This window comes from Mesorhizobium sp. CA5 (genome assembly GCF_020165105.1).
Lineage (GTDB): Bacteria > Pseudomonadota > Alphaproteobacteria > Rhizobiales > Rhizobiaceae > Mesorhizobium.
This window is the reverse complement of the sequence record NZ_JAIUHJ010000001.1, coordinates 260,782-279,870: the sequence shown is the minus strand read 5'-3', so window position 1 is coordinate 279,870 and position 19,089 is coordinate 260,782. Positions and strand designations below refer to the sequence as shown.

Here is a 19,089-nt window from a genome sequence, read left to right as displayed (position 1 = left end):
AGGTCGTCCACAGGGACCGCTACTTGGCAACGTCATTCACCAAAACCCGATTCGGGTGCCTGAGATTGGTCGGCGTGATGCCGGCCTGTTGGCGAAAGACACGGCTGAAATGGCCGGCATTGGCAAAGCCGCAGCGATAGGCGATCTCGCCGATCGCGAGGTCGCTGCCTTCCAGCAGCGATCTGGCATAGTGAACCCTGAGCGCCAGATAGGCGGCCATCGGGCCGATGCCGAGCTCGGCGCCGAACAAGCGCTCGAGCTGGCGGCGCGAGCAGTTCTGCCTGGCGGCGATCTCGGCGATCGGGATCGGCTCCTGCAGATTGCTTTCCATCAGAAGCAGCGCCCGCTTCACCGCGCGGCTCGCGGCCGCTGGAAAAAGATCGCCGACCGGCTGCACGTCGCGGCTGGAGCGGATGCGGTCGAGCACGAGGATCTTGGCCGCCTTCTCCGCCGCCTTCCGGCCGATGAATTGCGAGACGAAATAGCCGGCAAGGTCGGCCGCGCCCGTGCCGCCGGCGCAGGTGGCGCGGCCGCGGTCGACGGAATAGAGGCTGTCGGCATGGGCGTTCACATCGGGGAACTCGGCGCGAAAATCCTTGATGTGGAACCAGCTGACCGCGGCGCTGTAGCCGTCGAGCAGGCCGTAGCGCGCCAGCACGAAGCTGCCGGTGCAGAGCGCGGTGAGCGGCACGCCCTTCTGCGCGGCGCGCAACAGGAACGCCTCCTTTTCCGAACTCAGCTTGCGGCTGGTGTCGAGCAGGCCGCCGACCACCACGACATTGTCGAAATCCTCCGGATTGCCCATCGCTCTCGTCGGCAGCAATTCGACGCCGCAGCTGGCGCGGATCGGCAGGCCGCGCTCGCCGACGATCTCCCAGTCGAACTCGATCCTGCGGCTGCGGTCGCCCTCGTCGCCGGCGAGTCTCAGCGTGTCGATGAACAGCGACAGCGGCGACAAGGTGAAATCGCGCACCAAAAGAAATGCGAACTTCTTGGCCATGCTTTTGCGAGCCGACGCCCCCTGCCTTGTCTCAAAGCCATTTTCGACCATTCCGCACGGTCGGCGCTGCTTCGCCAACGCCGCCACGCAGGCAATAGGCGACGCGCGTGGCGTTAATCGCATGAATGGCTCCGCCTGGGCGATTGCCGCATCCGGCTCTGTCGCGCGGTCTGCCCCTGGCCTGCCCTCTGGGCGCATCTGGAATAGGGCTCTGGCCCAACCCGGACATGCACGAACGGGATGGCCATTATAACCAGACGCTTTATAACGGGCGATCCGATTATGACCACCAAGGGGAGACGATGCGTTACATACGTCCGCTTTCAATCGAAGATGCCGTTGGCGAGCTCGCCAAGGCAGTAGGCCCGGCCGCGATCCTGGCCGGGGGCAGCGACCTTTTGGTGAGGATGAAGGGCGGCTTCATCGAGCCCGAGCTGATCGTCGACATCAAGGCGATCGGCGGCCTGGCCGACATCACCGAAACGGCCGACGGTTTCCGGATCGGCGCCGCGGTGCCCTGCGCGGTGCTGGGCGAGAACAAGGCGCTCAAGCAGGCATGGCCCGGCGTCGTCGAGGCGGCTAACCTGATCGGCTCCAAGCAGGTGCAGGGCCGCTGCACCATCACCGGCAATCTGTGCAACGCCTCGCCCGCCGCCGACAGCGTGCCGGCGCTGGTCGCGGCCGCGGCACAAGCGGTCGTCGCCGGGCCTTCGGGCAAGCGCACGATCGCCGTGGAAGCCGTGCCGACGGGACCCGGCCGCACATCTTTGGCCAAGGGCGAGATCATCGAGGCGATCCTGCTCGACAAGCGGCCTGACCATGCGGGCGACGCCTATCTGCGCTTCATTCCGCGCACCGAAATGGACATCGCGGTGGTGAGCGCCGGCGTCAACCTGACGCTGGATGACAAGGGCGCGATCAAGACTGCCCGCGTGGCGCTCGGCGCCGCCGCACCCACGGTGCTGCTGGTCGAGGAAGCCGGGCAAGTGCTGGTCGGCTCGAAGCTCGACGAAGAAACGCTGGAGCGGCTGGCGAAGATCTGCGCCGGCGCTTGCCGCCCGATCGACGACAAGCGCGGCACCATCGAATTCAGACGGAAAGTCGCGGGCGTGCTGGCACAGAGAGCCGCAACGACCGCCTACAAGCGTGCGGGAGGCAAATAATGGCCGGTATAGCTGTATCAACCACGATCAACGGCGACGCCGTCGAATATCTGTGCCAGCCCGATGAGACGCTGCTGGACGTGCTGCGCGACCGGCTGGGGCTGACCGGCGCCAAGGAAGGCTGCGGCACCGGCGACTGCGGCGCCTGCAGCGTCATCGTCGACGGCAGGCTGGTCTGCTCCTGCCTGGTGCTGGGCGCGGAAGCCGAGGGCCGCAAGGTCGAGACCATCGAAGGCATGGCGCATGGCGACCAGCTGCATCCGCTGCAGCAGAAGTTTCTGGAGCATGCGGCCTTGCAATGCGGCATCTGCACGCCGGGCTTCCTGATCGCGGCCAAGGACCTGCTGGAGAAGAACCCCTCGCCCACCGAGGAGGAAATCCGCTTCGGGCTGGCCGGCAATCTCTGCCGCTGCACCGGCTATGACAAGATCGTACGCGCCGTCCAGGATGCGGCAAACGTGATGAAGGGAGCCTGATCATGAACTTCGATCCGCGCTACTCCGGACGCAATTTCTCCTCGGTCGGCACGCGACCGGTCCGCCCCGACGGCGTCGACAAGGTGACGGGACGCGCCCGCTATGGCGCCGACTTCAACATGGCTGGCCAGCTGGTCGGCCGGATTCTGCGCAGCTCGCACGCGCATGCGGTGATCAAAAGCATCGATACGTCGAAGGCGGAAAAGCTCGCCGGCGTGAAGGCGGTGATCACGGCCAAGGACTTGCCCGACCTCACCGACGGCGATGCCGCCATGTACGACATCCTCGACAACTGCATGGCGCGCAAGAAGGCGCTCTATGACGGCCATGCGGTGGCCGCGGTGGCGGCGATCGACGCCCGCACCGCCCGCCAGGCGCTGAAGCTGATCGAGGTCGACTATGAGGTGCTGCCGCATGTCACCGATGTCGACGAGGCAGCCCAGCACCACGCGCCGCTGATCAACGACCAGGTCTATACCGAGGGCCTGGAGGAAAAGCCGGCCAAGCCCTCCAACGTCACCAAGCGCACCCAGTTCGGCCATGGCGATGTCCACAAGGGTTTCGCCGAGGCCGATTTCATCGTCGAGCGCTCGTTCAAGACCGAGCAGACGCATCAGGGCTATATCGAGCCGCATGCCTGCGTTGCGAGCGTCAACCCGGACGGTACGGCGGAGCTCTGGGTCTGCACGCAGGGCCATTTCGTCTATCGCCAGCATTGCGCCCAGCTGCTTGGGCTCGAAGCCTCGAAGCTGCGCGTCACCTCGTCGGAGATCGGCGGCGGCTTCGGCGGCAAGACCCATGTCTGGGCCGAGCCGGTGGCGCTGGCGCTGTCGCGCAAGGCCGGCCGCCCCGTAAAACTGGTGATGACCCGCGACGAGGTTTTTCGCGCCTCGGGCCCAACCAGCGCCACCTCGATCGACGTCAAGATCGGCGCCAGGAAGGACGGCACGATCACCGCGGCGGAAGCGACGCTGCGCTACAGCTGCGGCCCCTATGCCGGCTCCTGGGCCGAGATCGGCGCCATGACGGCCTTCGCCTGCTACAAGCTCGAGAACGTCAAGACGGTCGGCTACGAAGTGCTGGTCAACCGGCCCAAAACCGCGGCCTATCGCGCGCCCTCCGCGCCGATGGCCGCCTTTGCCGTGGAAAGCGCGGTGGACGAGCTCGCCAAGGAGCTCGGCATGGATGCGGTGGACTTCCGCATCAAGAACGCCGCGCAGGAAGGCACGCGCTCGTCCTACGGCCCGGTCTACGGACCGATCGGCATCGGGCCGACGCTGGAGGCGGTGAAGAGCCATCCGCACATGAAGGCGCCGTTGAAAGCCAACCAGGGACGCGGCATGGCCTGCGGCTTCTGGTTCAACTTCGGCGGCCAGACCTGCACGGATCTGAACATCGGCATGGACGGCACGGTCTCGCTGGCCGTCGGCACCGTCGATGTCGGCGGGTCCCGCGCCTCGCTGTCGCTGGTGGCGGCGGAGGAGCTCGGCATCGACTACTCCAACGTCAAGGCGATCGTCGCCGACACGTCTTCGCTGGGCTACAACGACATGACCGACGGCAGCCGCGGCACCTTCTCCTCTTCGATGGCGACGATCTCGGCCGCCCGCAACGCGATCAAGATCCTCAAGGATCGCGCCGCGCAGATGTGGGATATCCCGGTGGAGGACGTTACCTGGGAAAAGGGCCATGCGATCGCCAAGGGCGAGAAATATGGCAACCTCTCGCCGCTGTCGCTGAAGGACATCGCGGCCAAGTCGGGCACGACCGGCGGGCCGATCGCCGGCCATAGCGAGCTCGTCGCCGACGGCGCCGGCGTCTCCTTCGCCACCCATATCTGCGACGTCGAGGTCGACCCCGAGACCGGCTCGACCAGGGTGATCCGCTACACGGTGGTGCAGGACGCCGGCAAGGCGGTGCACCCGACCTATGTCGAGGGCCAGTACCAGGGCGGCGCCGCGCAAGGCATCGGCTGGGCGCTCAACGAGGAGTATATCTACGGCAAGGACGGGCGGCTGCAGAACGCCGGCTTCCTCGACTACCGCATCCCGGTCTGCTCCGACCTGCCGATGATCGACACGCAGATCCTGGAAATCCCCAATCCCAACCACCCCTATGGCGTGCGCGGCGTGGGCGAAACCTCGATCGTGCCGCCGCTGGCGGCGATCGCCAACGCGGTGTCGAACGCGGTCGGCGTGCGCATGACCCACATCCCGATGTCGCCGCCGCGCATCCTGGCGGCGCTGGAGGCGGAGCGGGAGGGCTGAGAGGTATCCAAGCTAGGGCAAGGTGTGTTGAGATTCAGGTCAGGCCGAGCCGAGAATGATGGCTTCCGAGAACCGGAGCGGAGCGTACTTGACGTACGTGAGCACCGGAAGCGCAGGAAGCCGTCATTCGCAGGCGGGCCTCACCTGAATATCGATACACCTTGAGGCGCTGATGGTCGAGGTCACCCTCTGGGGCTCGCTCAGCGCCGTCGCCGGCGGCAAGGCCAAGCACGAGATCGAGGCCAAGGACATCAGGGAGCTGTTCCGCAAGCTGGCGGAACAGTATCCCGGGATCGAGCCGTGGATCGATCGGGGAATCGCCGTGGCGATCGACGGGACGATCTATCGGGATACGTGGAGCAAGGAACTGCCGGAGGGGGCGGAGATTTTCCTGCTGCCACGGTTGGCCGGGGGGTGAATGAACCGGCGGCTGGCCGTCACACGCCCACCATTGGCTGTCGAGCCCCTCACGCAGTTCCCGCTGCTGTTTGATTTCGGCGACGGGCGGCGAAGAATGCATCGACAGAACTGCAGCAGCACGCAGGCGCCCAGACATAGGCGAAGATATCCGCAGCCACCTCCAGCCGCGGGTTTCCTTGGCTGGCGCCATGATATTGGCACTGTCGAATTTGAAACCGGCATGTCTGGCGACCGTGCCGGCCGCTTGGGGCTTACCGTCTAAGCCCGAAAAAGCTCAAGATGGCGAGAATGACGACGACGAGGCCGATGAGATAGATAATGCTGTGCATGGCAGGTCCTCCTATGGAGGATTAATAATTAGCATGCACTAATGTTCCCGGCGGGCGGCTGCTCCAAGCGTCCTTCGTTCGGCAGGCGCCCTCCGTTCCCGCCGATCAGGCCCGGCTCGCGGACACCACCCGCTTTCGAGCCGCTCATGACTATCGGGCTGTTATCGGTTTGGCCGGTCTTCGCGCACGACGTTGTAGAGAAGAAGCCCCGCGGTCAAAGACACGACCGCACCCAGCATGTCGGGTCCGGTCAGCCCCGAATAGTACACAAAAGCGAATGCCAACTCGGCCATGGTTCCACCTGCAATCCTTGCTGAGAGAACCCTTAGGGCGCGCTAATGTTCCTATGGTTCGGAATGGATCTGAAAGGTCCAGACCCCGCCTGCCCACGATAGGCGCCGAAGAACGTTGGGTTCCACAGATGGGCCCTCTCTCCGACTGAGGTCCCATTCGCCAGCGCATTGGTCCATCGCGCGAAACATAATCCCTGCAATCTCATTAGGGCTGCGCTGACGAGCAATCAGTCCCTTCATCGTCAGTTGGCTGGATCGCCCGCCACCTGCTCCCAGGTGGTGGGCATCCGAAGAAAGAACAGGGGCTGGGGACAGAGGTGGACAATGTCGATTTCCGAGGAGTTGCGGGACGTGAGTCTTCGCTATGAATGCCCGAATTGCCGCCGGCCGATCATCAGGAACGGTTCATGGTTCAAGTCGGTGAGCACCTTCCGGTGCGATGCCTGCAAGACCAAGCTCAGGCTTGGCTATTCGGCCAAGCTGGCGCTTTTCGAACGCCACGGCAAGGCGGCGTTTTCGGGGGTGTGACCTATGCGGATGAGTTCCCGCGAACCCTTTGCCGAGCAGCAGCTTCCATTCCGAGAGCGGTGGGAGATGCCCCCGACGGCCGTAAACGACAACAGCGCGCTCCATCACCGCGATCTTTCCATCCTCGTCCCGGCCGATGACGGTCTAGCAAAGGTTGCCGCGAAAGCGGAGCGGATGGGCATTGCGGCAGCCGTAGTCATCAGCCTTTTCATCGGGCCGGTCGTGTTCACGTGCCTGATGCTGAGCGTGTGGAACGCAGCGTTGGACAGCAACGGAGGCAAGCATGATCGAGACTTCCAGGATCCTGGAAACCAAGGTGGCGGGCTTGCAAGACAGGCTGAGGGAAGCCAAGCTCAGCATGGATGACATGCTGGCCTTTCAAAAGGTCGCGGACGTGCTGGACAATGGCCATGGCGGCATCGACATCGACGACCTGATCGCGCTTTCCTTTGTGGTGGAGGAGGAAGGTTGAGGGCGTGGGCGGGGCCGGTCTAATCTGGTTGAAGTCACCCATTGGGGCTCGTTCAGCGCCGGCGGCACGGCCAAGCACGAGATCGAGGCCAAGGACATCAGGGAGCTGTTCCGCAGGCTGGCGGAACAGTATCCGATTTGAGCCGTGGATCGATAAGGGCGATAGGTGCCACCGCAGAACATTTATGCCGCTCGGAAGAAGCTCTTTCCAGCGTCGTAGCTTTCTGCTTGGCCGAGCCGGACCAAAGACTGCAAAACGTCTTGCACATCAGAAAGGGCCCTTTCTGGAGATGCGAACGTTGCGGCAATTTCCTCCGCCGAAAGAGGTGCTTTAGCCCGACCCATAATGTCGAGCACGGCCTGAGCCTGCTCCACGCGTGCGGCAGGAAATGCTGCTCGTCGACCCAGCGTTTTAGCAGAGAGAATCGCCTGCACGCGGTCCCCACGATGTGCTAAAGGCCCAACCCTTTCGATCTGATACTCCGGACGCAACCATTTGATGAAGCCGCGCCGCTCTTCACTGACTCGAGTTTCGTTTAACTGCACAAGGCCACTGAGGATTTGCTCGACGTCAGTACCAACCTGCCATCCGTAGGACTTCAGAACCGCGGAATCGAGCCGGTCATGGAGTTCCCGTAGGATGAGAACAAGGCCACGGTTTCGGATGTCCAGGTCCTTACGAGATAGGCGAGTACCCGCGACAACGGATTCCAGGACGTTGTAAAGCAGTGTCAAGGTTATGTCGGGATGTTCCGCAAGAACCCGTTTGCGTGTTTCGTCAAGTTCCTCTGCAATCGCAGCGATCTCAATTCGAGCAGACGCGGTAGCGTCAGGAAAGGGGAATGGATCGAAGCACTTGGATTTTACATAGACGGGATCGTTCCCAACTCCTAGCCGGCCGCCGGTAGCCAGAGCCCAAGCCACATGTACACGTGATGACAGCACGCCGAGCGAGAAAGCGTCATCGAGCGCTATTACCACTAGCTTGTTGTCTGGAAGCACCTTGCCGTCGATGAACTGAAATATCCGATGCTTCATCGTTTCCACGGTGCCGATGTAACGAGGCAGACCTTCGATAGCGGGCCTGAGTTCCCGTCGAGGCTCACCGAACCACCACCATTTCTCTCGATACGAAGCACGATTGTTTCGGTCCCGCTCTGGCTTCACGGTAGCTAAGAGGTGCTGATAGATTTCCGGAAAGTTCCGTCTAACTTCATCAGACGAAGTGCCGAACAAGTCTATCACCATCACTCCGCGCGGCCGCGATGTCAGATCCTTGCCGTTGCGGTATTCACGGACATATTTGTCAAGGCCGGGTCGCCTTCCAAGACCGAGTTCAACCGCCTTCTCTTTCGCGACGATGAAGCCACCGCCCATCAATTGAACGCCTCGATAGCCAATTGCGCTGTTACTAACAAGGTCTTTGGTTTTGTCTGTATTCGTGCCGATCGACAGGTCAGCATTGATCCTGCCCTCGCGCTCAAAGAACTCAATTGAGGGCTCATCGGTATCGAGACCTTCTTCGCGGGTAACGATGCGTACCGCACCATCTCGCTCGCCGACTTCAGCTACGGTCATCGCGATCCTGACTGCGGCAGCATCCTTCGACGCCTTGGTCCAAGGATGATTCGGAATGGCGAGAACAAGTGAAATTGCTGGGGTGCCCTGCAGATATCTCTCAAGTACGCGCCGCTGAAATACTTGAGTTATGGAGTTCGTTGTGACGAAGCCAAAGCGACGCAGTCGAGTACTTCTCCTGGTCAGCAGATCCGCTGAGCGGTCCCACCAGTACATGACGAAATCTGCCGCAGGGTTCATCTGCGGATTGGCGGCCCACAGGGCTTCGGCATAACCACTCCCAAGCCGCCCACGAATATCCTTTCCGCCGATAAACGGTGGATTCCCGACGATGAAGTCGGCTTCCGGCCAGTCCGCGCTAATTGCGTTCGGATAGACGTAGACCTCGTTACCTTGACCGTCAGCCACAGGCCTTCCCGCCCCGTCGCGCTTTAGCTGCGGGTGCGGATAGCCTGACCAAGTGAGCAGTGCGTCCTTCGCTTGGACATGGTCGCTACTCCCCAATACAGGTTCAGGGGGCATAGTGGAGCGGGTTCGCATGTGCCACTGGATAAATCCTATCCACAGGACCAGTTCAGCGATCTCGACGGCTCGCTTATTCAGTTCCATGCCGAAGAACTGTTCCGGCTTCACGGAGATATGCTCAACCCGAGCGATAGCCTCATCGCCTCCGATGTCATGCAGTTGCTTAAGCGCCTCGCCCTCCAACTGTTTCATGCGACGCAGAGCAACATAGAGGAAATTCCCTGTACCGCATGCCGGGTCGAGCACCCGTACCGACGCCAGGCGGCGCAGGAAATCTTCTATCTCGCGAATAGCGGCCGCCGTAGAACCATCGCGGATTTCGCGAGCGGCGGCAGATTGATGACCGATCCAATCTTTAGTTAGTGGCTCGATGATAGTTGCGTCGACAACCCTTTCGACATAGGCGCGCGGCGTGTAATGCGCTCCCAAACGCTTTCGTTCACCGGGGTCTAGCGCCTGCTCGAAGAGCGCACCGAATATAGCTGGCTCCAAATCACGCCAATCTGCGTCCGATGCATCGCGAAGCAAACGTATTTCGCCCTCCATAAGCGGGAGGGATGCGGCATTCTTAAATAGCTTGCCATTAAACCGAAGCAACCTCTCGCCGATCCCGGGGGAATAGTCTCCGCGATCCATGTGTCGCCAGAGGTCATCAATTTCAAAGGTAAACCGCTTGGGATCGTCGAGGCACTTCGTGAGAAGCTCGGTGAAGCCCTTCTTGCGAAGAAGGCCAACGTCTTCAACGAACATCGTGAAAAGACAACGCATGAGGAAGACGGCAACGCTGCGAGCTTCAAAGCCGCGTCCCCCGAGGGCCTTGGATATTTCAGCGAGCCGCCCGGCAATCTCGCGAGTGACTTTCGCTGTCCTCTGTGCAGGATCCAAGGATTGGGGCTGTTCCCATACAGCACGAAGAAGCTCCCGTGTCTCAGGGTTTGTCAGTTGACCAAGCTCGATCCGGAACTGTCGCGCATCGGGAAACTGCGCATAGTGGCGCCCATGACCAGAAAAATCGGCGTACAGTTCGATAGCGCGTCCCACATCGCAGGCGATGATAAACGGCGGATAAGGGTGATCCGCCGGCAGAGACGCGGCATATCGCTCTGCCTGCCGGCGCGCTTGAACCATAACGTGGTCGAGGCCCGACGATGCGTCGCCTAGAAGACTGTTTTCTGCCGTTGCGAATAAGTCAGCCTGGCCTTCTGCTTCAGCTTTCTTGCCGCCACGTAGGCGGCTCTGCTTTGCCTCCAGAATAAAGCAGCCACGTTTATAGAGATCGATACGACCTGCCTCCGTCGTGCCATCTGGGCGCTTTCGTTCGACGCGCCGTTCGAATACATAGTCGTTGAAATCATGCGCAGCCAAAGCCGGGTCGGGTCTTTCTACCCCAATCAGGTCGCAAAGCTCCGCCAAGAAAAGCGAGTAATTGGCGCGCTCTTGGCCGCCGTCGAGATTAGCCCACCGCCCGATGAAATCGGCGACTGGTAATCCTCTATTAACATTCTTCCCCTGTGCCATGCATTATACTGACACCGCGTAGTTATTAAAGTTATAATTGCTTCGATGCTCGCGCTTGCACTAGTTTCTACGAGTTAGATTGGTCCATTTTCGAGGCTATCCAATAAATCAAGGATCGCAGTCGATCGGCACTCACTCCGCCTCTCACTCTCCAAGCGCCGGCTCGGTATTCACCAGTGGCCGTATTAGGTATGGGCGTGATAGCGGGCGATCTCCGGTCATGAATCGACCGTTTCTTTGTTCAATTGGAATCGACCCGCTCGCAAACCTGTGCTCTAATTTCTCAGCCTTGGGAGGGGAGCACAAATGTATCGGACTGTCTTTTTGACCGCCGCGCTGGCACTTGCTGGCTGCGCGACTACATCAGAAATGCCGCTGGCCCCAAATGTGGTACGGTTGGATACTCACGCAAGCGGGGCGCTTTTCACCGGATCTGCCGGTGCGATCACGATGAAGAAGGCAGCCGAAGCGACGTTGTCTCGCGGCTATACACATTTCCGTTTTGACCAAGCCTCAACTGCTTCCGGCTCTCGGTTTGTCGGCATGTCCAGCAATACGTTTGGAAGCGCCAATGCAACAGTCGTGGGCAACACGGCCTTCGGCAACTATAGCGGCACGACGATTTCCACGCCTATGTATGCGCCGACAGCTGACATTGGTGTCACAGTGGTGATGTTTCACGCCAATGAGCCTGGCGCCCAAGGCGCATTTGATGCGGCTGAAGTGCTGAAGAAGGGCGGACGGGTATAAGAGAGGCGGATCAAGAACCGCTAACAGAAGCAACTCATTCGGTACTCCCTCACACCCCCAGCGTCGGCTCGGTATTCACCTCCAGCGCTTCTTCCGCCTCGTCCTCCTCGCCGAGCACCTCGCCCTTCACCGGCAGCGCGCGGCCGATCCAGATCGGGTCGATCAGGTGGTCGCGCTTGGGGTTGGTGGTGTTGGGATGGATGAGGATGCTGAGGCCGCCATGGTTCAGCATCAGCCAGGGGACCAGCGTGGCGAAGATCTCGGTGGCGAAGGAGACCTGGTACATGGCCTGCTGATGCGGGCCGACCGGCTCGTCGCGCCAGTTGCCGAGCCTCACGCGAAAACGCTCGCCGATGCGCTGGCGCAGCCATTCGGCATGCTGCCGCTGCGCCTCATCGCCGTAATAGATATGGGCGTGATAGCTGGCGATTTCCGAAAGCGGTCTCGGATCGTGCGGCCTGGCTTGGTTCATCGCGATGCTCCCCTCCCCGATGGTTCCAGTCTGTCGTGCGGAACTCTAGGCGGTTCTTCGGTTCATGGAAACGGCGAGCCGCTCTACAGACTGTTCAGTGTGGGCGCATTTGGCCGTAATCGCAGACGCCGGCCCGCTCCGTCTCGGCGCTGCGCGCCGAGCCACCTCTCCCCACTTCGTCTACGGCATGCACATTTCCAAGCGGCTGGCCTTGGCGATAGCGTGCATGGCAGCTTGGCGCATGCATTGGCTAATGTAGCGCTGGTCGACCCCCACTCCGTCTCGGCTTCGCCGAGCCACCTCTCCCCCGATCGACGGGGAGAGGAAAGGCGCCAAGCTTTCAACGCCCGTCCAGCAAGGCTCCCTTCCTTTCCCTCCGGAGGGGGGAAAGGTGGCGCTGCGAAGCAGCGACGGATTGGGGGAACCACCTGGCAATCAAGCTTCAGGTCGATCAGTCATGCCAGTCACAGAAGATGTGCATAGCGTAGCCCACTTTGTGGGGCGAGGAACCCAGGCTTGCGAAGGCCGCGCGCTTGGCGATTAGGGGAGCGCCGCCGGCGATTACGCACAACGTCAGAGTGCCGCTACCCCTTATCGCCGCCGCTGCCCCACAGCGCGCGCTGCAGCAGGCCCGGCGCGCGCTTCTTCGGCGCGAGCTCGACATCGCTCACCAGCCGCGCCCCGCCCTCGCGCCTCTCCAGCGTGATCTTTCGCGTGTGGAAGGCTTCCAGCTCGGCGCGGTGGGCGACGCTGATGATGGTGACCTGGGGCAGCACCTTGATCACCGTCCGCATCATCTTGTCCTGGCTCTTCTCGTCCAGCGCCGAGGTCGCCTCGTCGAGCACCACGATGTCCGGCGCGTGCAGCAGCAGGCGGGCAAAGGCGAGACGCTGCTTCTCGCCGCCCGACAGCGTCTGGTCCCACGGCGCCTCTTCCTCCAGCCGGCTCTTCAGATAGCTCAGGCCGACCTTGTCGAGGGCCGCATTGATCTCTTTCGTCTTCCAGTTCTCGGCGGGGGCGGGATAGGCGGTGGCGCGGCGCAGCGTGCCGGACGGGATGTAGGGGCGCTGCGGCAGCATGAAGAGGCGCTTGCCCGGGTGAAAATCGACGCTGCCGCTGCCCCAGGGCCAGAGGCCTGCGATGGCGCGCACCAGCGTCGACTTGCCCGAGCCGGATTCGCCCGAGACCAGCACGCGCTCGCCAGGCGCGATCTCCACCTCGGTTTCCTTGACCACGGCGGTGCCGTCATCGAGCGTCACGGAAACATTGTTGAGGCTGAGCATCGCGCCGTCTGCGGTCTCGCCGCGCTGGATGCGGCCGAGCTTGTCGTTCTCCTCGGCGCGCTCCAGCCCGTCCAGCGACATCATCAATGAGGCGATGCGGTGGGCCGAGGCGTTCCAGTCGGCCAAGCGCGGATAATTGTCGACCAGCCAGCCGAAGGCGCCCTGCACGATGGCGAAGGCGGAGGCCGCCTGCATCACCTGGCCCAGCGTCATCGAGCCGTCGAGGAATTTCGGCGCGCACAGAAGCACCGGCACCACCGGCGCGAACAGGCTGGAGCCTTGCGAGACCAGTGCCGTGCGCATGTGCTGGCCGGTGAGCCGCGCCCAGCGGCCAAGCACGCCGGCGAAGGTGCGGTCGATGCCGGCATTCTCCTCCTCCTCGCCGCCGAGCAGCGCGATGCTCTCGCCATTCTCGCGCACGCGCGTCAGCACGTAGCGGAACTCGGCCTCGGCCTGGTTCTTGTCCTCGGAAAGCTGGACGAAGCGGCGGCCGATGGCGAACATCGAGGTCGAGGTGATCGCCGCGTAGATGACCGCGGTGACGACGAGGAAGCCGGGCACGGTGATGGTGGAACCGCCCAGCGAAAAGCTCAGCGCGCCGCCGATCGTCCATAGCACCACGATGAAGGTCGAGGCCGACAGGAAGGCGTTGAGGACACCGGCGATGAAGTCGACCGGCGATTCGGTGGCGATGCGCAGATCCTCGGTCAGGCGGGCCTCCGGGTTGGCATGGTCGCCCTTGACGAGGTTGAGCTGGTAGTAGCGGCCGCTGGCCAGCCAGCGCTGGATGACGGCCGTGGTCAGCCAGGAGCGCCAGCGGCGCTGCATGGTCATGCGCAGGTACACTTGCGCGACCACCAGGCTGATGCTGCCGGCGACCAGCGGCAGGAAGACGGCGCTCAACCAGTAGACGGTGTGCGCGTCGCGCAGCTCGATGGCGTCGAAGATCGCGCGGTTCCAGCGGTTGATGCCGTATTGGAAGCCGACATTGACGCAGATCAGCGTGAGCAGTCCGATCGTCAGCGGCCAGGCAAGCCTGTCGCCGCGCAAACCCCAATAGCCGCGCCCGCTGATCCAGAAGCGCCGCAGCAGATATCTCTTGCGCGCCCGCACGGCCTCCTCGGGAGAAAGCTCGGGATCCGGCTCGATCGCCTCGGGCGGCGGCGACCCGGCATGGCCGATGGCTTCCGGCGCGGCATCGGCGGATGCCTTTTCTTCGGCCTCGCCGGCCTGCGGCTTGCGTTGCTGCGCCTTGTCGTCTTTCAGCCGGTCTTCGTGCCGTGTGTCTTCCCGCGGCCTCTCGGCGCGCGACTTAGTGGCGCCACGCGGTTCCGACTGGCGCGGCTTGTCCTGGCGCGGCGGCGCCGAACGCGGCTTGCTTGCACCGCGCTGCGTGGCGCTGTCGGCCGGTTTCGGTTTGTGCTTGGCCGGGGACATCGCGCCACAACGGCCCAAAAATCAAAAGGTTTCACGCTGGCCGCGGCTACCCTGTCCTTCCGACGCCGGTTGCCCGCCAAGTCAATGAATGCCCTTGGCGGTGGCCAATCAGGCGGCGCTGCCGCTCTTGGGCGTGCGCCGTGGCTCGAAAAGGGCCTCGGTGGCGGAACTACCGGTCGCGTCGAAGGCGAGCGCATCGCCCAGGGGGAGCGCGGCCGAGAAAAGATAGCCTTGCCCAATCACGCAGCCCAGCGAGCGCAGGATCATACGGTCGGCGTCGGTCTCGACCCCCTCGGCCATCACCTCGATGCCCAGCGTCCGGCCGAGGCCGATCACCGCCTCGACCACGGCCTGGTCCTCGAGGGATTTCGCCAGGTCGCGCACGAAATCCTTGTCGATCTTGATCTTGCGGATGCGGCTGTCCTTGAGTGAAACCAGGGTCGAGAAGCCGGTGCCGAAATCGTCGAGCACGATCGATATGCCCGCATCCGCCAGACGCCCGACCTTTTCGTCGACCCGGTCGCGGTCGACCGGCGCCTCCTCGGTGATCTCGATCTCGAGCATCGCGGCAGGCACGTCCTTGGCCTTCAGGCCGTCGAGGATCATGTCGTCGACATTGCCGGCCTCGAGCTCGCGCGGCGAGAGGTTCATCGCGACGCGAACATCGCGGCGCCCATGCTTCACGAGCTCTGCGATGATGGCGCAGCAATTGAAGAACACCGTCTCGGTCAGAAGCGAAAGCAGCCCGGTTTCGCGCGCGGCAGTGACGATCTCGGGTGGCGAGATGGCGCCATGGACATCATGGTGCCAGCGCAGCAGCGCCTCGAAACCGACCACCGCGTTGGTATCGAGCCGCACCAAAGGCTGGAACCAGGAGCAGAGCGTGCCGGTTTCGATGGCGCCGCGCAGGTCGCGCTCGATGCAATTCTTGCGTTCCAGCGCGGCGTCCAGCCCGGCGTCGAAGAGACAATATTCGTTCCTACCGCCGCGCTTGGCGGCATAGAGCGCGAAATCCGCCTTGAGCAGCATCTCGGTCAGTCGCGGCTTTTCCGATTGGTAGATGCCGATCGAGGCGCCGACGCGCACCGAATTCAACTCCGGATCCGGATTGGCGATGGCAGCGATGATGGCGGATGCAAGCTCGCCGGCCGCTTGCTGCGACCTGCCGGCGGAGAAAAGCAGCACGAACTCGTCGCCGCCGATGCGCGCGATCGTGGCACCTTGCGGAGCGTGGTCCTCGATCCGGCGCGCCACCCTGACCAAAAGGTCGTCGCCGATGTTGTGGCCATAGGTGTCGTTGACGGATTTGAAGCCGTCGAGGTCGATCAGCATGGCCACGAACGGGCCGTCGGAGAGCCCGAGCTTGGCAATCGCCTGCTCCAGCCCATAGCGGTTGAGCAGATTCGTCAGCGGGTCGCGCCTGGAGTTGCGCTCCATCTCGGCGGCGAATTCGCGCGCCTCGTATTTGAGCCGGCTCGTCTCGCGGAAGCGGAATTGCCCGAGCAGCGCGCTCCTGACCATGCCGCCAAGGAAAAGCAGCACGGTGAAGGCGAGCACGTAATTTTCAACGCCGCCCTTTGCAAGCACGCAGCCGGCGGCGGTGAGGAGCGGCAGGATAATGAAATTGATCGAAGCCGGCGCGTAGGAGGTGCCGTAGGTGACCGAACCGGCCGAAGTGCCGGCGAGCACGATCAGATAGAGCGGCGCCTGGCTGGTCGTGTATCCGTCGCTCAGCAGCGCCAGAAAAGACCAGGCGACGCCCGAGGCAAGCGCCATCAGGCCATAAAGCGAAAGCCGAGCGCCCACCGCCCTCGGGTTGTCGCCGGCGGCTTCCGATTGGGTGACGGCAAGCGCTACGCGCGCGCCGTTGATCAACGCGATCGCCACGAACCACAGCACCGCGGCAAGGCCGCCCCCCGACAAGAGCTGCACCGCCAGGATCAAGGCCGAGAGCACCGTGCCGATCGGCATCGAGATGAAGACGCCCTTGCTCAGATCCGCAAGCTGGTCGCGCAGGATGCCGGCTTCCACGGCTTCGCTCCTTCCCTCGGATGAGGGACCCGACACCAGCCGCTCGTCATGCCTTTTCATATCTCTAATGGGTAGGCGAGCGGAATGAAAATCGTGTTAAGGATTTCAGCGGTTTACGTGGCATTTCTTGATTGAGTCTGGCCGATGCCGGGAGCTAAAAGAAAGCCGCGCGACGGCTCCCTATCAAGACGGGATCATCGGGCAACGGTTCTGGACTTTTGCGGAGCGTTGCGGGTGGACAGGACGAGCGTCGCCTTCGTCCGATCAGCCGCGACCTGCCGCAGGTGAAGGCGGGGAGATAGCGGCATTGATTTCGCGGAGGCCGATGGCCCATCCGAATTGATCCGCATGGCACGGCGCGAGAAAAGCCCTATCGTGTTTGGTGTGACCCGCAAGCCGATCGGAGCCCCAACCCATGACCCTGACCAATCGAGACATCGTCGAGCTCACCGAATGGCGGCGCAAGCTGCACCGGCAGCCGGAAATCTCGAATGAGGAGGAAAGGACCGCGAAGGAGGTGGTGAATTTCCTCGCCGATACCGGGCCCGACAAGGTGCTGACCGGGCTCGGCGGCCACGGCGTCGCGGCGGTCTATGACAGCGGGCAGGTCGGGCCGACGGTGCTGTTCCGCTCGGAGCTCGACGCGCTGCCGATCGAGGAGCTTTCGGGTGTGGCGCATGCCTCGCAGGTGCCGGGCAAGTCGCATATGTGCGGCCATGACGGGCACACCGCGATCCTGGCGGCGCTCGGTCGCCAATTCGGACGCGAAAGACCGGCGCGCGGCCGCGTCGTCTTGATGTTCCAGCCGGCCGAGGAAACCGGCAACGGCGCGGCCGGGGTGGTCGCCGATCCGCGCTTTGGCGAGATCGCGCCGGACTTTGCGTTTTCGCTGCACAACCTGCCGGGCGTGCCGTTCGGCGAGGTGCGGCTGAAGGCCGGCACCGTCAACTGCGCCTCACGCGGCATGCGCATCGTGCTCGAGGGCAAGACGGCGCATTCCTCGATGCCGGAGACCGGCACCTCGCCGATGCCGGCGGTGAGCGAGCTGATGCCGGCGCTGCCCGCGCTCGGGCGCGGGACCTTCACCGACGAGGATTTCGGCATGGTGACCGTCACCCATTGCGCGATGGGCGAAGCCGTGTTCGGCATCGCGCCCGGCTATGCCGAAGTGTGGGCGACGCTGCGCACCCGACGCGACGATCGCATGGCCGAGCAGGTCGCCGCCGCGGAAGCGCTTGCCAGGAAGATCGCCGCGAAGCACGGCCTTTCGGTGCGCTTCGACTATCACGAGATCTTCCTCGCCAGCGTCAATGCGCCGGACGCAGTGGAGCATCTCAACCGCGCCCTCGACGCGGAAGGCATTGCGCGCAGCGAAGAGGCGCTGCCGATGCGCGCCTCGGAGGATTTCGGCATTTTCGGCCACAATGCGAGGTCGGCGATGTTCTTCCTCGGCGCCGGCGAAAGGCACCCTTCCCTGCACAACCCCGACTATGATTTCCCGGATGATCTCATCCCGATCGGCTCGCGGATCTTCATGCGCGCGGCGCGCAATCTTTTGGGCTGAGCGGACGCCGATGATGAGCTGTCCGAACGACGCCGATCGCCATGCCGCCTAGTGTCGGGCCCGATTTCTTCGCCCGCGACGCGGTTATCGTCGCACGCGCGCTGATCGGCGCCAGGCTTGGGCTCGCCGGCGTCGGCGGGATCATCGTCGAGACCGAGGCTTACCGGCCCGACGACCCCGCATCGCACAGCTTTCGCGGCCGCACGCCGCGCAACGCGCCGATGTACGGCGTGCCCGGCACCGCCTATGTCTATCGTTCCTACGGGCTGCATTGGTGCCTGAACGCGGTGTGCCTGCCGGGCAGCGCCGTGCTGATCCGCGCCATCCAGCCGCAATCCGGCATCGCCGCGATGCGCGAGCGGCGCGGAACGGATGACGACCGGCTGCTCTGCTCCGGTCCCGGCAAGCTCTGCCAGGCGCTGGACATCGACGGTTCGCATAACGGGCTCTCGCTTACCGCGCCGCCGTTCGAATTCGCCCGTTCCGAGGCCGACCCGGCCGCGATCCTCGCCGGTCGCCGGATCGGCCTCACCAAGGGCGTGGAAGCCGAGTGGCGCTTTGGCCTCGGCGGATCGGCCTATCTCAGCCGCAGGTTCTGAGCCGCGACCTATCCGTTCCCTGTCCCCGTCACGGATCATTCGCGGCCAGCGCGCGTTTGAACAGATGACAGAGGATCGGACAATGGCGACCGACAAATACGAACGCATCAAGCGCCGCGCCTATGAGATCTGGCAACGCAGCGGCGAAGCGAATGGCCAGGACGAGGAGCACTGGCATCAGGCTTGCGAGGAAATCGAGCGCGAGGACAACGGCTTGGGCGAACAGCCGGGTGCTGCGATGCCCGGCGCGGTCACGATACCGGCCGGCAATCCGGACCGGTCGGCGGCCGAGGCGCTGGCGCGCAAGGCCCTGGCAAATCGTCCGGACAGGCCGGCGGCCGACGATCCGGCGCCGAACAAGCGCAGCCGGCGCAAAGGCTGACCG

At 63.3% G+C, this 19,089-nt stretch carries 15 protein-coding genes; 10 read left to right on the top strand and 5 right to left on the bottom strand.

What is annotated here, in order from left to right; all coding sequences use genetic code 11:
• Positions 1-19: 19 nt before the first annotated feature.
• On the bottom strand, positions 20-1,000 hold the full coding sequence (locus LB529_RS01575) for a GlxA family transcriptional regulator (RefSeq protein ID WP_224709964.1): 981 nt from the start codon (positions 998-1,000) through the stop codon (positions 20-22).
• Between the two features lie 302 nt (positions 1,001-1,302).
• On the opposite strand from LB529_RS01575, the gene LB529_RS01570 reads away from it, so the two are divergent.
• From LB529_RS01570 to LB529_RS01545, 6 genes are all read left to right on the top strand, one after another.
• Positions 1,303-2,163: an FAD binding domain-containing protein gene (locus LB529_RS01570; RefSeq protein WP_224709963.1), complete on the top strand. Its 861-nt coding sequence runs from the start codon at positions 1,303-1,305 to the stop codon at positions 2,161-2,163.
• Positions 2,163-2,639, top strand: coding sequence for a (2Fe-2S)-binding protein (locus LB529_RS01565; RefSeq protein WP_095768250.1), 477 nt, complete (start codon positions 2,163-2,165; stop codon positions 2,637-2,639). The genes LB529_RS01570 and LB529_RS01565 overlap by 1 nt, the downstream gene beginning before the upstream one ends.
• Positions 2,640-2,641: 2 nt before the next feature.
• The gene (locus LB529_RS01560; RefSeq protein ID WP_224709962.1) at positions 2,642-4,906 is read left to right on the top strand and encodes a xanthine dehydrogenase family protein molybdopterin-binding subunit; all 2,265 of its coding nucleotides are present in this window, start codon (positions 2,642-2,644) and stop codon (positions 4,904-4,906) included.
• 172 nt (positions 4,907-5,078) lie between these two features.
• The gene (locus LB529_RS01555) at positions 5,079-5,324 is read left to right on the top strand and encodes a MoaD/ThiS family protein (RefSeq protein WP_095768248.1); all 246 of its coding nucleotides are present in this window, start codon (positions 5,079-5,081) and stop codon (positions 5,322-5,324) included.
• A 975-nt stretch (positions 5,325-6,299) separates the two neighbouring features.
• The gene (locus LB529_RS01550) at positions 6,300-6,476 is read left to right on the top strand and encodes a hypothetical protein (protein WP_224548393.1); all 177 of its coding nucleotides are present in this window, start codon (positions 6,300-6,302) and stop codon (positions 6,474-6,476) included.
• Between the two features lie 283 nt (positions 6,477-6,759).
• Positions 6,760-6,948: a hypothetical protein gene (locus tag LB529_RS01545; RefSeq protein WP_224709961.1), complete on the top strand. Its 189-nt coding sequence runs from the start codon at positions 6,760-6,762 to the stop codon at positions 6,946-6,948.
• Between the two features lie 182 nt (positions 6,949-7,130).
• On the opposite strand, the gene LB529_RS01540 is transcribed toward LB529_RS01545, so the two are convergent.
• Positions 7,131-10,568, bottom strand: a complete 3,438-nt coding sequence (locus LB529_RS01540) for a class I SAM-dependent DNA methyltransferase (protein WP_224709960.1) — start codon at positions 10,566-10,568, stop codon at positions 7,131-7,133.
• A gap of 306 nt (positions 10,569-10,874) precedes the next feature.
• Here LB529_RS01540 and LB529_RS01535 point away from each other — a divergent pair, with 306 nt between their 5' ends.
• Positions 10,875-11,318, top strand: coding sequence for a hypothetical protein (locus tag LB529_RS01535; RefSeq protein ID WP_224709959.1), 444 nt, complete (start codon positions 10,875-10,877; stop codon positions 11,316-11,318).
• A 49-nt stretch (positions 11,319-11,367) separates the two neighbouring features.
• On the opposite strand, the gene LB529_RS01530 is transcribed toward LB529_RS01535, so the two are convergent.
• The 3 genes from LB529_RS01530 to LB529_RS01520 form a co-directional block, all read right to left on the bottom strand.
• Entirely contained in the window at positions 11,368-11,790 is a 423-nt protein-coding gene (locus LB529_RS01530; RefSeq protein WP_224709958.1) for a DOPA 4,5-dioxygenase family protein, read from the bottom strand.
• A 584-nt stretch (positions 11,791-12,374) separates the two neighbouring features.
• Positions 12,375-14,510, bottom strand: a complete 2,136-nt coding sequence (locus LB529_RS01525; RefSeq protein ID WP_224709957.1) for an ABC transporter ATP-binding protein/permease — start codon at positions 14,508-14,510, stop codon at positions 12,375-12,377.
• Between the two features lie 108 nt (positions 14,511-14,618).
• Complete coding sequence (locus LB529_RS01520) at positions 14,619-16,541, bottom strand: putative bifunctional diguanylate cyclase/phosphodiesterase (protein WP_224524658.1); 1,923 nt, start codon at positions 16,539-16,541, stop codon at positions 14,619-14,621.
• Between the two features lie 415 nt (positions 16,542-16,956).
• On the opposite strand from LB529_RS01520, the gene LB529_RS01515 reads away from it, so the two are divergent.
• From LB529_RS01515 to LB529_RS01505, 3 genes are all read left to right on the top strand, one after another.
• Positions 16,957-18,105: an amidohydrolase gene (locus LB529_RS01515; RefSeq protein ID WP_224709956.1), complete on the top strand. Its 1,149-nt coding sequence runs from the start codon at positions 16,957-16,959 to the stop codon at positions 18,103-18,105.
• 41 nt (positions 18,106-18,146) lie between these two features.
• Complete coding sequence (locus tag LB529_RS01510) at positions 18,147-18,704, top strand: DNA-3-methyladenine glycosylase (protein WP_224709955.1); 558 nt, start codon at positions 18,147-18,149, stop codon at positions 18,702-18,704.
• An 82-nt stretch (positions 18,705-18,786) separates the two neighbouring features.
• Positions 18,787-19,086 (top strand): DUF2934 domain-containing protein, encoded by a 300-nt coding sequence (locus LB529_RS01505; RefSeq protein ID WP_224607495.1) that lies wholly within the window; start codon positions 18,787-18,789, stop codon positions 19,084-19,086.
• Positions 19,087-19,089 lie beyond the last annotated feature (3 nt).

Coding starts and splice junctions, on each gene's coding strand:
- LB529_RS01575 (WP_224709964.1), bottom strand. CDS start 1,000: ATGGCCAAGAAGTTCGCATTTCTTTTGGTGCGCGATTTCACCTTGTCG.
- LB529_RS01570 (WP_224709963.1), top strand. CDS start 1,303: ATGCGTTACATACGTCCGCTTTCAATCGAAGATGCCGTTGGCGAGCTC.
- LB529_RS01565 (WP_095768250.1), top strand. CDS start 2,163: ATGGCCGGTATAGCTGTATCAACCACGATCAACGGCGACGCCGTCGAA.
- LB529_RS01560 (WP_224709962.1), top strand. CDS start 2,642: ATGAACTTCGATCCGCGCTACTCCGGACGCAATTTCTCCTCGGTCGGC.
- LB529_RS01555 (WP_095768248.1), top strand. CDS start 5,079: ATGGTCGAGGTCACCCTCTGGGGCTCGCTCAGCGCCGTCGCCGGCGGC.
- LB529_RS01545 (WP_224709961.1), top strand. CDS start 6,760: ATGATCGAGACTTCCAGGATCCTGGAAACCAAGGTGGCGGGCTTGCAA.
- LB529_RS01540 (WP_224709960.1), bottom strand. CDS start 10,568: ATGGCACAGGGGAAGAATGTTAATAGAGGATTACCAGTCGCCGATTTC.
- LB529_RS01535 (WP_224709959.1), top strand. CDS start 10,875: ATGTATCGGACTGTCTTTTTGACCGCCGCGCTGGCACTTGCTGGCTGC.
- LB529_RS01530 (WP_224709958.1), bottom strand. CDS start 11,790: ATGAACCAAGCCAGGCCGCACGATCCGAGACCGCTTTCGGAAATCGCC.
- LB529_RS01525 (WP_224709957.1), bottom strand. CDS start 14,510: ATGTCCCCGGCCAAGCACAAACCGAAACCGGCCGACAGCGCCACGCAG.
- LB529_RS01515 (WP_224709956.1), top strand. CDS start 16,957: ATGACCCTGACCAATCGAGACATCGTCGAGCTCACCGAATGGCGGCGC.
- LB529_RS01510 (WP_224709955.1), top strand. CDS start 18,147: ATGCCGCCTAGTGTCGGGCCCGATTTCTTCGCCCGCGACGCGGTTATC.
- LB529_RS01505 (WP_224607495.1), top strand. CDS start 18,787: ATGGCGACCGACAAATACGAACGCATCAAGCGCCGCGCCTATGAGATC.